Genomic DNA, 13,074 nt, shown 5'->3' on the forward strand with positions numbered 1-13,074 from the left:
AGCGGGGGGAGTCAGTACGCGCCGAAGCGGTCGGCCAGGAAGCTGAGCGTGTCCGCCACCCGGGCCGGGACGACCGGGTGTTCCCGGGCCGTCCGTGCGAGCTCCGTGCAGCGCCGTGCGAAGACGCGTCGTGCCACGTCCGGGCGGGTGAGGGGCTCCGGCGCCCTCTCCAGCGCGAACGGTGCTCCTGCCGTCCGGCCCGGTACACCCGACGGCAGGACTGCCAACAGTTCGGCCAGGGGTTGCAGCACACCGTTCATGAGGTCGATCGAGTAGTTCATGAGCTCCGATCGCCGCAGGCTCGCGTCGGGCTGTTCGCCGAAGTGCTGGACCATGAGCTGGGCCATCATGAAGTAGGAGCCGTTGCAGAGCCGGGCGACCTCACGGGCCGTCGGTTCGACGATGACCTGCCGGATTCCGGTGCCTTCGGTCAGGGTCGGGTTACGCAGGACCGGATAGGCGAAGTCCGGGGCCGGGCGGTGACCGGGCGGCCGGTTCAGCCGCAGGTTCATCAGGAGATCCGAGATCCGCAGGAAGGCGTCGAAGTGGCATTCCTCGCTCGGGGGGTCCGCCTCCTGAGAGAGGATCTGTCCTTCGCCCTGCTCGGTGATGAAGTCGACCGCGAACAGGGCGCTGGAGAGGTCGTCGACCTCCAGTTGGTAGTCCGGGTGCGCGGTGTTCACCGACTTCCGCAGAAATACGTGGTGTTCGCCGCCGCCTCTTCCCCGGTCCACCATGAAGAGCCCGGGGATGCGCTGGAGCGCCTCTCGTACGGCGGCGTAGAGATCGCTCAACGAGGCGTAGCCGGGAGGCCCCGGCCGCGGGCCGTGGACAGGGCCGCCGAGGGCGCCGTACCGGACGTCGTGGCTGATGCGGTGGGGTGACTCGATGGCGATGAACCGCTGGACACTGCCGATGTCGAGGCCTTCCAGCGAGAAGTCCAGCGGTACGAGCAGTTCGCCGTTGAGGGTGCCGAAGTCGATGGCGGGAAAGTGGAAGGGTTCACCGAGCGCCATGACGATGTTGTTGACGACGAGGAAGTGGATCATTTCCTCGCGGGCCACGCGGAGCAGGGTGTTGCGGATCCCGTCGTCGAGTGTCTTTCCGCCGTCGCCGCTGACGATCCTCAACTGCTCTTCTGTCCACTGCCCTTGCCGGACGTATTCCAGTCCGGCCCCGTGCAGTGGGAGGGAGTAGGCCGCGTAGAGGTACTGGAGGGTGACTGCCAGTTCGATCATCGCGGCGTGCCGCAGTGTCGACACCAGCTCCCGCCGAGTGGTGATGCCGCCGCCCGTGCGCGTGGTGGCCGGGCTGGTGGTGAGGACCTGGTCCGGGGTGTTGCGCACGCGGAGGTAGGCCAGCAGCAGACGGGCCTTGGGTTCCGACAGGTCGCGGGTCGGTGGCATGTAGTACGTCTTCGGCTTGTTCTCCGGGTCGGACATCTGCCAGATCAGCCGGGCGTACGTGTCCACGCGGAACTGGTCCGCCAGGCTGAAGACCTTGTCCTTCATGAAGGCGAACATGTGCTCGTAGAAGGCGAAGACCTCCGCGTGGACCAGGTCGAAGGTCACCTGGTCCTGCGGTACGTCCGCCAGCCACCAGTCGTCGGGGAGAACCCGCACCGAGAGATGTCCGGCGCCGGCCCAGTAGCCGAGCCGATCGTCGTTGTCGTAGGCGACGGCGGCGGACCCGGGGAGCGAGGGATCGGCGGGAGGGTCCTCACCGGCCGCGGTCAGCAGAATTCTGGCGCAGCCTGGCCGCGCACCCCGCAGGACGAACGCCCCGCGCCCCCGGACGTCGGTACTGATCGTGCACTCGGCCGCCCAGTCGGTGCTCTTCACAGGGCTGTCGGGGAGGTCGGGGCGCAGCCGCACGATATCGATGTCCGTGCAGCGTGCCCGGGGTGAGCGGGCCGCCTCGTCCCGGGGCAGGGCACGGGGGTTGGCGTACTGCCGGACATGGAGGACGTTCAGGGGGCCGGGCCTGCCCCGGATCAGGGAGAGGACGGATACACGGACGTCGTAGGTGTCGTCGTGTTCGCCGTCGGGGTGGTCGACGATGATGCACGCGTCGTCCGCCTGGATGTTGACCTCACGCTCGCTCAGCAGCGGGGTCGTTGTGCCGTCGCTGTTCCGCCTCACCAGACACAGCGCTTCGTGTTCGGCGGCATCCGCCCGCGGTTGACGAGGCACGGTCAGCACCCCGCTGGTCAGGTCCTCGGCGGCTGTCCGGGCACCCGTGGGAAGTTCGGCGACGAGATGGTCGCCGTGTGCCGTGCGCAGTTCCCAGGTCTCCCCCTCGCCGGCCCGGACGGCGAGTGTCCCCGGCGGTCCGGCGACCAGGTTGAAGGTGACATGTGCCGCTCCCACGTCGACGGTGACCTGGCGGGGTACCGGGGACGGGTGCGGGCGGGGCGGGTCCTGCGCGGTGAGCAGACGTCCTGCGGGGTACGAGCGGGGTTCGTCCGCTCGCCAGGGCGCGACGGTGCCGCGGAGCTGCCAGGTGACGGGCTGCTCGGGAACGGCCGCTGCCGGAGTGCCGTGGAGTGCGAACTGCACGACGATCCCGTCGGCCCCTGCGGTCTCCACCGCGTCTCGCAGCCGGGTCACGACAGCTGAGCGGGACGGCTGCTCCAGCCAGTGCAGCGCGCCGTCACCGGTGACCACGAACTGGTGCACCGAAGAGGAGGGCAACCGGGACGCCGACGGCCGGACGTCGGCGTTGATGTGCGGGTCGAAGACCTGCCATCTGGGCGGCTGGAACCCTTCGACGTCGCCGGTGAAGAGGTATCCGACGTCGTGCGAACGGCCTTGGCGGCCGAAGCAGAACTGACCGACCATCAGCGTGGTGGTCCAGTGGGAGGACGGGTCGATGTCGAACACCCTGGCGCGGTTGGCCGTGGTGGCGAAGTACTCGTTGTAGTGGCCCCACATATCGACGTGGCCGCCGATCACGGGGTCGTCGGTGATCAGCGTTCCGGCGGAGAGTTCCGCGCCGACCATGCGTGCGTCCACGGCGAAGTGGCCGCTGCCACCGAAGTTCTGGCCCTTGGCCGGTCCGGGCCCCGGATCTGTCCTGTCCAGGATGTCGTGGTACTCACCGGCCGGGCGGTCCGCCGGGAACGGCCGGCCGTTGGGGGTGAGGGCGGTGTTCGTCGCGAGATCGACCAGTCCGCCGCGCGGTCCGGTGGGCAGTTGGGTCGTGGCGGTTCCGGCGAAGTGCAGCCGCGGGAGATCGAAGAGGCTCATGCCTCCGCCCCCGACGCGCTGCGGCGGCCGGCGACGGCTCTCTCGCTCGCGCCGGGCTGGTAGAGATCGATCTCCCGCACGACGTTGTCGGCCGACTCGATCGCGCCCTCGATCCAGGCGGGAAATGTGGAGCAGTGTTCACCGGCGAAGAACAGCCGTCCTTGCCGGCGAGCCGCAGAGGCCCGTTCCGCCTCACACGTGGCGATGTCCTTCCCCCAGCGGACGGCAGCCGCCCCCATGCTCGACGGAGCACTGCCCCACACCTGATCCACTACGCCGAGGATCATGCCGTCCTGCCGCAACTGCGGGTGTACTGCGGCCAGTTCGTCCAGCACGGTGGCGAGGCGGGCGCGGCGCCCGAGAGCACCGAGCACGTCGGCGTCGTCACCGATGGTGTAACTGGCCAGCAGGGCCGCGCCGAGCGCGGGGTCGCTCTCGGTCGGAGGGTAGTAGGTCTGGCGGATCAGGCCCCCGGTGAAGGATCCACCGCCGGTGATGCCGTCCGCCTCCCAGAACGGCTCCCTGCAGTGGAAGGCGACTTTGGTGGCGGACCAGTAGCTCATGTCGTGGACGATCGCCCGTTTGTCGTCGTCGAATCCGACCAGGTCCATGGTCCGCAGTACGGAGAAGGGAATGGTGCACAGCACGTAGTCGCACGTCTTGGTGACCGTGCCGAATCCACGCCGCATCCGGAGGACGACGTCGTCGTCCCGTAGTTCGATCCCCACCACTTCCTGGCCGCAGCCGATCGGCCCTTGGATCCGGTCACGGAGCTCGTGAACCATCTGGTCCATTCCGCCCTGCAGCCGCACGAGGCTGGAACTGGTCTCGTTGACGATGTCCTCGACGAAGCGGTACAGCCTGCCCGTGCACCCCGCCTGGATCTGCGGGTGGTCCGCGAACAGGGAATGCAGGTCGATCCGGTCCTTGCCCGGTCCGTACACATAGGGCGCGAGGTCGATTCCTTCGACCAGTCCGAGGACTTCGCGGTCCAGTCCGTTCTGGATACTGTCCCGGAAGCTCTTGGGTGCGATGGCGTTCACCCGTACGGACAGCCAAGCGGCGAAGAGCACCGTCGCATCGCTGTACTCGCGCTCCGGCAGGCGCAGTCTCAGCTCCTGTACGAGAGCCGGTGAGGCGTCATGTATCCGCTGGTGCCCCGAGTGTGTCTCCAGGTACCCGGTGTCGTCCTGGAACAGCGTCTTGAACTCCCTTACCCGGTCGGCCAGTCCGAGTTCGCGCACATAATGCATGGTGCGGTGGTGGGTGGCCGGCACCCGCATGGCGCCGAGTTCCACCGAGGGCCCCGGGCGGTCGGGCAGGAATCGGTGAGTGCGTACCCTGCCGCCGAGTTGCAGTCTCCCCTCCAGCATTTCGACGGTGTGGCCACGCCGTTCGAGTTCGTACGCCGCCACCAAGCCGGATATGCCGGCACCGATGATGGTGATCCGTTTCTTCGTCCCGGCCCGTGAGGAGCGGGACTGCCCAGAGCTCTGTGACGGCATGCTAAGCATTCGCACCAACTTCCTCGATCACGTTCGCCGCCCATTGTTGAGGCCGGTCAGTCTCTGCCACATCCCCAGTTCGGGTGGGGACACGGGTAGTTGATGCATGGTCCGTCGCGGCCGATCCTCCAACAGCACGGGCGGCACCCCGCACGACCGGACGGTTTATCGGTCGCCGCCCCGGAAGGACTCCGGATTCGGGCCATGCTGAGGCCCACACGCTCGTGGTGGATTCCGATGGCCTGGCGAAAGCCGGCGAGAGGGGGCAGCAGTGGGGCACGCTGCACAAGACGGCCTCGGCAACCTGGACTCATGTCGCACCGCACCACAATTCCCGGTGGGCGGCGCACTGCCGGAGCGGACCGAAAGCGGGATGCCCGAGACGCTGGAACGGGCGGTATTCGGCATGCACGCCACCCATGCCGTTCACTTGGCCGACCGGCATGGCGTATTCGCGTTTCTGATCGAGCACGGAGCGAGCAGTACCGAGAAGGTCGCCGCCGGCACCGGGGCCGCCGAGGAGACTCTCGGCCGGCTACTCATCGCGCTCCGTGCGTTCGGGGTCCTGGACGAGGACAGCCACCGCCGGTACCTGGTGCCCACGGAATCCGCTCCGTATCTGGACCCGGCCCATTCCCGCTATGCCGGCGCGTTCGTCGGGCATCTCGTCACCAGCACCGCCGGTCGGATGCCGCAACTGGACGCCTATCTGTCACAAGGCAAGGCGTCGGTGGACGCAGCGCTCCCCGCCCCCTTCGAGGCGATGTACGCGGACGCCGGGTCGGTGGCCGACTTTCTCCGTGCCATGTGGCAGTTGAGCTTCGACGTCTCGGGTGAACTGGTGGAGCTCGCCGGGCTGCGTGGGGTCCGCCGGCTGGTGGATGTCGGCGGGGCGAACGGTCCGTTCTCGGTCTCCGCGCTGCTCCGTACGCCGGCGCTCCACGCCACCGTCTTCGACCTGCCGCATGTGGCACCTCACCTCGCGCGGACCCGGGAGGACTACGGCCTCGGCGACCGGCTCTCCTTCGCACCCGGGGACTTCTTCCGCGACCAGCTGCCCGGGGGTGACTGCCTCGCCTTCGGTTACATCCTCTCCGACTGGGACGACGCCACCTGTCTGGAGCTGCTGCGCAAGGCGCATCGGGCCTGCGAACCCGGCGGTCGGGTGCTGGTGATGGATCGGCTCTTCGACGACGACGGTCACCGACCGCTGGCCACGGCGGTGATGAACCTCTCCATGCACGTCGAAACCCGGGGCCGGCACCGAACCGCTGGTGAATTCCTGGATCTGCTGCACGCATCGGGCTTCGTCGACTGCGAGGTGCGCCGCTCCAGCCGCGAGAAGCACCTTGTCGTCGGCCGTTCAGCAGAGGACGGGGGCTGACCCATGCACGGCACGCCGACCGAGCCGACCGGACCGAGCCTGCCCGGCGACGCCGAGAACATAGCCAGACTCCAGAGCACCCGCGGCCGGGCCGCGCTGACCGAATCCGAGCGCGATCGACTGGCGGGATCGTACGAGGCCGTGGCGGTGGACGGCCACGCAACGGAAGCGGAAACGATCCGGTTGCTGACCCGGCCGTTCAGCCGGAGTGAGCGGATTCCCGAGTACTACCGCTACACCAGTCTCCATGTCTACGACTGGTTCCTCGCACCGTACGGGGAGGATCCGGTCGCGGCCGTGACGCTTGCCATGCGCGCGACCCTCGCCGATCTGGCCGCCTGGGAACAGGCGCGGGAAGATGTCCGGCCCGGCGCTCTTCCCTACCTGCCGGAGCGACTTGCCCGGCTGCACGCGGTGATCGGGCAGGTGGACGACGTGGTCATCAACCCGGTGGGGCCGGTGCACGGGGCCGATGTCGCCCACGGTGCCGGGACCGACGCGGCTTTGCGGTGGCGGCTGTACGTACTCACCCGGTGCACGGCGTTCACGCAATCCGATGACGACAACGAGCACATCTTTCTGCGCTCCGTTCATGCGTGCGAACTCGCTTTCTATCTTTCCCGGTGGACCGCCTGTCGGGCGATCGTCGCCATGAACTCCGGCGACCGGGAGGAAGCCCAGTTCCGTATCGGTCAGGTGGCTGCGTGCTCCGAGCTGATCAAGGGGATTTTCCATGCCCTCAGGACGCTCTCGCCCGAGCAGTTCATGAACTTCCGAGAGGCCACCGGGGCTGCCAGCGCGGTGCAGTCATTGAATTTTCACCTGATGGAGTTGGCGCTGTTCGGATACGACCCCCGGAAATCCGAGGTGTTCGAACGAATCGATCATCTGCGCATGTTGAACGATCCACCCTATCGGGCCCATTGGTCACTCCGGGGAGCTGTTCTGGCCTCTGATTCCCCGGAGTTGAGCGCCGCATTCGCTACGGTGGAGCGTTCACTGATGACCTGGCGGGGACGGCACTACGGCTTCGGCCGACTGTATCTTCCCCGTCAACTCAAGGGATCCGGTGGGACCGAAGGAGCGGGGTACCTGAAAAGGTTCGTGGACAAAGACAGTTGCCTCCCCGGAACGCCGGGACCGCTCAATGAGGCCATGTTCCGCTTCGCCCTCCGGTAAAACTCGATCCCCCTACTCCCCCGTCCCGAGAAACGACACCACAACAACAGGAGCCATTCCGTGACCACTTCTCCGGTACTGTCCGCCGAGGTCGCCCGTCGAGTCCTGGACGCCGCACTGGCACAGGCAGCGAACCTGAAGGTCGCCGTCACCGTCGCTGTCGTGGACAGCGGCGGCAATCTCCAGACTCTCGCCCGTATGGACACCGCCACGTTCTGGTCCACGAACGTCGCCACCCACAAGGCGATCACGGCAGCCGGGCTCGGCTTGCCCACGGTGGCCTTCGCCAAGTTCGCCGCGCAGGACCCCATCCTGCTCGCCACCATGGCCACACAGCCGGGTTCCGCGCTGCTCCCCGGCGGCATCCCGATCTTCGTCGACGGAGCGATCGCGGGAGCCATCGGTGTGGCCGGCGGGACCAAGGGCGAGGACGAGCCCATCGCTGAGGCGGGTGCGGCTGCCGCGGCGGGCTGACCCGAGTACGTACAGCGTCTCCCTCCCGCGAACCACGGGAGGGAGACGCCGCTCTGCACCACGTGCCCGTCCGCGTCGGCTGCGGCGGTGCCCGGACGGAAAGCAGCCGGACAGACCGCACTGATCAGCGCCATGACGGCGATGGCGGTCGCGACGGGTATCCATGAGTTCCGGAAGCCGGAACCGGGGCGTGGCCGTGCGGCAGCACGCCGAGCAAGCCGCCGAAGTGGTCGCCGTGCGAGTGCGTGTAGATCAGCCCGGTCATGGGGCGGTCACCGCGGTGTTCGCGGTACAGCGCGAGCGCCGCCGACGCGGTCTCGGCGGAGATCTGGGGGTCGATGACGACGACACCTGTGTCGCCCTCGACCAGTGTCAGGTTCGACAGGTCCAGGTTCCGGACCTGGTAGAGACCTGGTAGATGCCGTCGATCACCTCGAACAGGCTCTGTTTAAGCCCCGCTCCGCGTCGTCGAAGTCTGACTTGTCGGCATGGTCGAATTCGCCCATATGCCATAAATGGGCCGACTTTCCCGATTTACACATCTCCTCGAGGGGAGGAAGGCGGCTTCGGATCGCGTACGGATCCCCGTATCCGGAGCCACCCGGCTCGCCCGCGCGTTCCGGTCGGCTATCCTCGGGCCGCTGTTGATGTCCGGGGGCTCCGAGCCTGTCCAGAGGCCCCACGACGAAAGGACCGTCATGGAGCTGGCCGCAGAGGACCGCGACGCGATCACCGATCTGATCTCCATGCACGGCCATCTGATCGACGCGGGAGAACTGGACCGTCTGGAAGAACTGTTCACCGCCGATGTGGTGTACGACGTCACGGACTTCGGCCAGGCCCCACTGCGGGGAGTAGCAGCCATCAAGCAGGCGGCGCTCGCGCTCGGCGAGGCGAACCCGGTAGCTCACCATGTGACGAACATCGTCCTCACACCGGCGACCGGGGACCTGGTGCACGCCCGGTCGAAGGGGATCGGCGTGAACGCGGACGGAACATGCGGAAGCGCTATGTACGAGGACACGATCGTCCGCGGTCCGCAGGGCTGGCGCATCACTCACCGCACGGTCCTCGCCCGGCGCAAGCCTCTGGGGGCATGACGCGGCGGTCAGTGGTCGTTCGGTCCGGCGCGGGCCCGGCCCGGCCTGTCGCTCTCTGCCAAGGGAGTTGTCGTACCCCGCTGGCATGATGCAGATCATGACTGCAAGCGAGCGCACCATGCCCCCGTTGAACGGCGATGAGCGGACCACGCTGGAGAGTTGGCTCGACTTCTACCGCGACACGCTCGCGATGAAATGCCAGGACCTCGACGAAGAACAGCTGCGACAGGCTTCCGTGGCGCCGTCGCCCCTCACCCTGCTCGGCCTCGTCCAGCACATGGCGGAGGTGGAGCGGAACTGGTTCCGCCGCGTGCTGGTCGGGGAAGAAGCCCCGCCGATCTATCCGTCCGAATCCGACTCCGGCCGGTCCGACGGCAGGTTCGACGGCGGGTTCGACCTCACCGACGACGGCTCCTTCGGGACAGCCCTCGCCACCTGGCACACCGAGGTCTCACTGGCTCGCGGCAACTGCGCCTCACGCGCACTGGACGGCACCAGCCCCTACATGGGAGGCGAGGTGACGCTGCGCTGGATCTACGTTCATATGATTGCCGAATACGCCCGGCACAACGGCCACGCCGATCTCGTCCGCGAACGCATCGACGGCCGCACCGGCGTCTGACAGCGGGTGTCCGACCACCACTTGCACTGGAGTACGTGTGCCCGAGTTCGCCCGACCCCCGCTCTTCCGCCGCAGGGGCGCAGTCGTCGGCATGGCGGTGGTCTCCGTAGCCGCTCTCGGAGCGGGTCTGTTGCTGTGCCACACCCTGGCCGACAGCTCTCCCGACGGTGCGGCCCCCGCCGCGGAGAAACCGGCCCGGTCCGTGGTCGCACCCACGGCCGGTATGGCCTTCGACTACCAGATCGGAGGCGCCTACCCGCCGCCGGCCGGGACGGAGGCCGTCGCCCGGGACCGTGGTGACAAGCCTGCCGAAGGCCTGTACAACGTCTGCTACGTCAACGCCTTCCAGGCTCAACCCGACGCGCTGGACTGGTGGGAACACCACCATCCGGACCTGCTGCTGCGCGACGACGACGGCAGACCGGTCACGGACGAGGACTGGGACGAGGCGCTGCTGGACACCTCGACGGCCGCCCACCGCGCCCAGCTCGCGGAGATCGTGGGTGGTTGGATCGACGGCTGCGCGGCGCACGGCTTCCAAGCCGTCGAGCCGGACAATCTCGACTCGTACGAGCGCGCGGAGGGCGGGCTGTCCCGGGCGGACAACGCTGCCTTCGCCAGGCTGCTGGCCCGGCGTGCGCACAGCGCCGGGCTCGCGATCGGCCAGAAGAACACCGCCGATCTCACCTCCGAGCACGCCGGGATCGGATTCGACTTCGCCGTGGCGGAGGAATGCGGTCACTACGACGAATGCGGCACGTACGCCAAGGCCTACGCCGATCGCGTGTTCGTCATCGAGTACAGCAGGAGCGACTTCGACAAGAGCTGTTCCGCGTGGGGGTCGAAGCTGTCCGTCGTGAACCGTGACATCGATGTGCGCCGTGCCGGTCGGAAGGGTTACGTCTTCCGGTCCTGCTGACGGGGCCGAGGTTCTGTTTCGCGCGGGGCCGCTCAGCGCCGTCCGGTGGTGCGGCGGCCGGTTCCCGGTGGGCGCGGAGAAATGCGGATGTCCGTGTCGGGGACGCCCTGTATGGTCCCGCTCGTGGAACCGCTCAGTGAGAATCAGATCCGCTCGTCGTTCGTCAACTGCACGAAGGGCGAGGCAAGCCGGCTTCGGCTCCCTCTCGACTTCGGCGAGTTGCCGTGGCCGGACCTGGACTTCCTCGGCTGGGTCGATCCTGGAGCCCCGTTGCGGGCCCATGTCGTCGTACCTCGGGAATCCGGCCCGATCGGCGTGACCTTCCGGGTCCCCGGAGCCAAGTCGGCCAGCGCCGTGAAGTCCAGCATCTGCCAGGTCTGCCTGACCAGCCACGCCTCGTCCGGTGTGAACCTTCTCGTGGCACCCCTGGCGGGTAAACGGGGGCGGGAGGGCAACTCCGTGGGCATCTACCTCTGCGAGGACCTCGCGTGCTCGCTGTACATCCGCGGCAAGCGGCAGCCCAAACTCCGGGCGGGCCGTTACGAGGAGACACTCACTCTGGAAGAGAGGGTGACCCGCACCATGGACAACCTCAACGGCTTCGTCGCGAAGGTCGCCGGACCCTCGGTCTGAGGCCGGGGCGGGGCGGGGCTCGGGGCGAATTCGCCGAGGGCAGAACGCTGCTGTCGCCCTGCCGGGCACATCGCTCCTAGTCTGGAGGAGTGAGCAGCCACGCGTCGAACCAAGCCCGCGTCCTTCCTCTGCGCCCGGTTGTCGCCGCCGCGCCGGTGCCGCCCTCCGAGGCCAAGGAGCCGCTGTGGCGTGACGTCGTGGGTGACGTCCTGCGTCGCGAGCGTCTCGCCCAGGAACGCACGCTGAAGGATGTGGCCGACGCGGCCCGGATCTCGATGCCGTACCTCTCCGAGTTGGAGCGCGGGCGCAAGGAGGCCTCGTCCGAAGTCCTCGCGGCTGCGGCCCGCGCCCTCGGGCTGGGACTCGGTGACCTCCTCGCCCTGGGCCAGCGCGAGCTGGCCCGCCTCACCGGTCCCGCCCGGCCGGGACACGCCGGGCCCCGCACCGCCCCGGCCCCTGTTACCTCGGCGCCCGGCCGCAGTTCCGGACGCGCTCTCGCTTCGGGCGGCCGGGACGGCGCCGTGACCTCCGTGACCTCCGTGACGCGGCTGAGCAGCCGTTACGCCGGACCGTCCGCCGTGTCCCGGCAGGGGAACGTGCGCCTGGCCGCCTGACCGCGCCCCTCCCGGAGCCCCGGCCGGCGCCGCGTCTCAGAATCGCCCTCCGGCGCGCCGGCTGAGGACCTGGTCGGCGAGGCCGTACGCCACGGCATCGTGCGCGGTGAAGACCTTGTCCCGGTCCATGTCCGCGCGGAGTGTCGCGATGTCGTGGTGGGTGTGCCGGGCCAGGACGTCCTCGATCTCGGAGCGGATCCGGAGCATCTCCTTGGCCCGCAGGCTGAGGTCCGAGACCGTCCCCTGCTGACCGCCGCTCGCCGGCTGTCCCAGCAGCACCCTGGCGTGGTCCAGGACGAAGCGCCGTCCCGGGTCTCCCCCGGCCAGGAGTACCGCAGCGGTCGAGGCCGCCTGCCCGACACAGAACGTCGAGACGGGTGAGGTGATGAAGGTCATCGTGTCGTAGATCGCCATGAGCGAAGTGACGGATCCGCCGGGCGAGTTGATGTAGATCGCGATCTCCGTGTCGGGGCTCGACGACTCCAGGTGGAGGAGTTGCGCGATCACCACGTTCGCGACGCCGTCGTCGATCTCGGTGCCGAGGAAGATGATCCGCTCGGAGAGCAGCCGGCTGTAGATGTCGTACGCCCGCTCGCCCTGCGCGGTCCGTTCGACGACCGTGGGAATCGTGTACTGGCTCATGTCAGAGTCCGATCCGTCGCTGCGTACCGGCCGGCCGGACGTCGTCCAGCGACTCGACGACATGGTCGACCATTCCGTACTCCTTGGCCTGCTCGGCCGTGAACCACCGGTCGCGGTCACCGTCCCGGGAGATCGTCTCCTCGTTCTGGCCGGTGTGCTCGGCCGTGATCCGTTCGATGGCCTTCTTGGTGAATTCGAGGTTCTCCGCCTGGATCGCGATGTCGGCGGCCGTCCCGCCGATCCCGGCCGACGGCTGGTGCATCATGATCCGCGCGTTCGGCAGCGCGAAGCGCTTCCCGGGCTCCCCGACCGTGAGCAGGAACTGGCCCATGCTCGCGGCGAATCCCATCGCGAGGGTGGAGACGTCGTTCGGGATCAGCCGCATCGTGTCGTAGATCGCCAGCCCGGCTGTCACCGAGCCGCCGGGGCTGTTGATGTACAGGCTGATGTCGCTCCGCGGGTCCTCCGCCGAGAGGAGCAGGAGCTGGGCGCAGACCCGGTTCGCGGAGACCTCGTCGACCTGGGTGCCGAGGAAGACGATCCGCTGCATGAGAAGTTGCGCGGCCAGATGGTCGTCGAACCGTGTCGCGGGGGTGTCTTCCTCGCTCGCCCGCGGGGCGGGTGCGGGGTCCGCGCCGGTGATGAGAGTGCGCATCGGTCCTCCTTGTGGTGGTGCGGCTGCCGTTGCCGCGCTCCTCACCACTCTCGGTCCGATCGGGCGTCCACCTCGGCTTTCTCGGCCCGCAGCAGATTC

The 13,074-nt window shown here is 68.3% G+C and carries 11 protein-coding genes and 2 pseudogenes; 8 read left to right on the forward strand and 5 right to left on the reverse strand.

Annotated elements, in window-relative coordinates; all coding sequences use genetic code 11:
- Positions 1-11: 11 nt before the first annotated feature.
- Positions 12-3,248: a ferritin-like protein gene (locus NBY69_RS16415; protein WP_250301655.1), complete on the reverse strand. Its 3,237-nt coding sequence runs from the start codon at positions 3,246-3,248 to the stop codon at positions 12-14.
- Positions 3,245-4,753, reverse strand: coding sequence for an NAD(P)/FAD-dependent oxidoreductase (locus NBY69_RS16420; RefSeq protein WP_250301656.1), 1,509 nt, complete (start codon positions 4,751-4,753; stop codon positions 3,245-3,247). The genes NBY69_RS16415 and NBY69_RS16420 overlap by 4 nt, the downstream gene beginning before the upstream one ends.
- A gap of 373 nt (positions 4,754-5,126) precedes the next feature.
- Between NBY69_RS16420 and NBY69_RS16425 the strand changes: the two genes are divergently transcribed.
- Genes NBY69_RS16425 through NBY69_RS16435 form a run of 3 tightly spaced genes read left to right on the forward strand, consistent with a single transcriptional unit; the run spans position 5,127 to position 7,790 of the window.
- Positions 5,127-6,137 carry a methyltransferase gene (locus NBY69_RS16425; protein ID WP_250301657.1) on the forward strand — a complete coding sequence of 337 codons (1,011 nt, stop codon included), beginning with the start codon at positions 5,127-5,129 and terminating at the stop codon, positions 6,135-6,137.
- 3 nt (positions 6,138-6,140) lie between these two features.
- A complete protein-coding gene (locus NBY69_RS16430; protein WP_250301658.1) occupies positions 6,141-7,316 on the forward strand; it encodes a tryptophan 2,3-dioxygenase family protein in 1,176 nt (391 codons plus the stop codon).
- 60 nt (positions 7,317-7,376) lie between these two features.
- On the forward strand, positions 7,377-7,790 hold the full coding sequence (locus NBY69_RS16435; RefSeq protein ID WP_250301659.1) for a heme-binding protein: 414 nt from the start codon (positions 7,377-7,379) through the stop codon (positions 7,788-7,790).
- A gap of 157 nt (positions 7,791-7,947) precedes the next feature.
- On the opposite strand, the pseudogene NBY69_RS16440 reads toward NBY69_RS16435, so the two are convergent.
- Positions 7,948-8,202 (reverse strand): annotated as a pseudogene (locus tag NBY69_RS16440) (MBL fold metallo-hydrolase); the annotation flags it as partial.
- Between the two features lie 286 nt (positions 8,203-8,488).
- On the opposite strand from NBY69_RS16440, the gene NBY69_RS16445 reads away from it, so the two are divergent.
- The 5 genes and pseudogenes from NBY69_RS16445 to NBY69_RS37380 form a co-directional block, all read left to right on the forward strand.
- On the forward strand, positions 8,489-8,890 hold the full coding sequence (locus tag NBY69_RS16445) for a nuclear transport factor 2 family protein (RefSeq protein WP_250301660.1): 402 nt from the start codon (positions 8,489-8,491) through the stop codon (positions 8,888-8,890).
- A gap of 97 nt (positions 8,891-8,987) precedes the next feature.
- Positions 8,988-9,512, forward strand: a complete 525-nt coding sequence (locus NBY69_RS16450) for a DinB family protein (protein WP_250301661.1) — start codon at positions 8,988-8,990, stop codon at positions 9,510-9,512.
- Positions 9,513-9,549: 37 nt separating this feature from the next.
- A complete protein-coding gene (locus NBY69_RS16455; RefSeq protein WP_250301662.1) occupies positions 9,550-10,431 on the forward strand; it encodes an endo alpha-1,4 polygalactosaminidase in 882 nt (293 codons plus the stop codon).
- Between the two features lie 123 nt (positions 10,432-10,554).
- Positions 10,555-11,064: an FBP domain-containing protein gene (locus NBY69_RS16460; RefSeq protein WP_250301663.1), complete on the forward strand. Its 510-nt coding sequence runs from the start codon at positions 10,555-10,557 to the stop codon at positions 11,062-11,064.
- Between the two features lie 89 nt (positions 11,065-11,153).
- Positions 11,154-11,537 (forward strand): annotated as a pseudogene (locus NBY69_RS37380) (helix-turn-helix domain-containing protein); the annotation flags it as partial.
- A 177-nt stretch (positions 11,538-11,714) separates the two neighbouring features.
- On the opposite strand, the gene NBY69_RS16470 reads toward NBY69_RS37380, so the two are convergent.
- Together NBY69_RS16470 and NBY69_RS16475 are read right to left on the reverse strand one after the other, a co-directional pair.
- Positions 11,715-12,320, reverse strand: a complete 606-nt coding sequence (locus tag NBY69_RS16470) for a ClpP family protease (RefSeq protein ID WP_250301664.1) — start codon at positions 12,318-12,320, stop codon at positions 11,715-11,717.
- A gap of 1 nt (position 12,321) precedes the next feature.
- Positions 12,322-12,975 carry a ClpP family protease gene (locus NBY69_RS16475; RefSeq protein WP_250301665.1) on the reverse strand — a complete coding sequence of 218 codons (654 nt, stop codon included), beginning with the start codon at positions 12,973-12,975 and terminating at the stop codon, positions 12,322-12,324.
- Between the last annotated feature and the right edge of the window lie 99 nt (positions 12,976-13,074).

Origin of the sequence: Streptomyces sp. A 4/2, from assembly GCF_940670765.1 — a bacterium.
GTDB lineage: Bacteria > Actinomycetota > Actinomycetes > Streptomycetales > Streptomycetaceae > Streptomyces.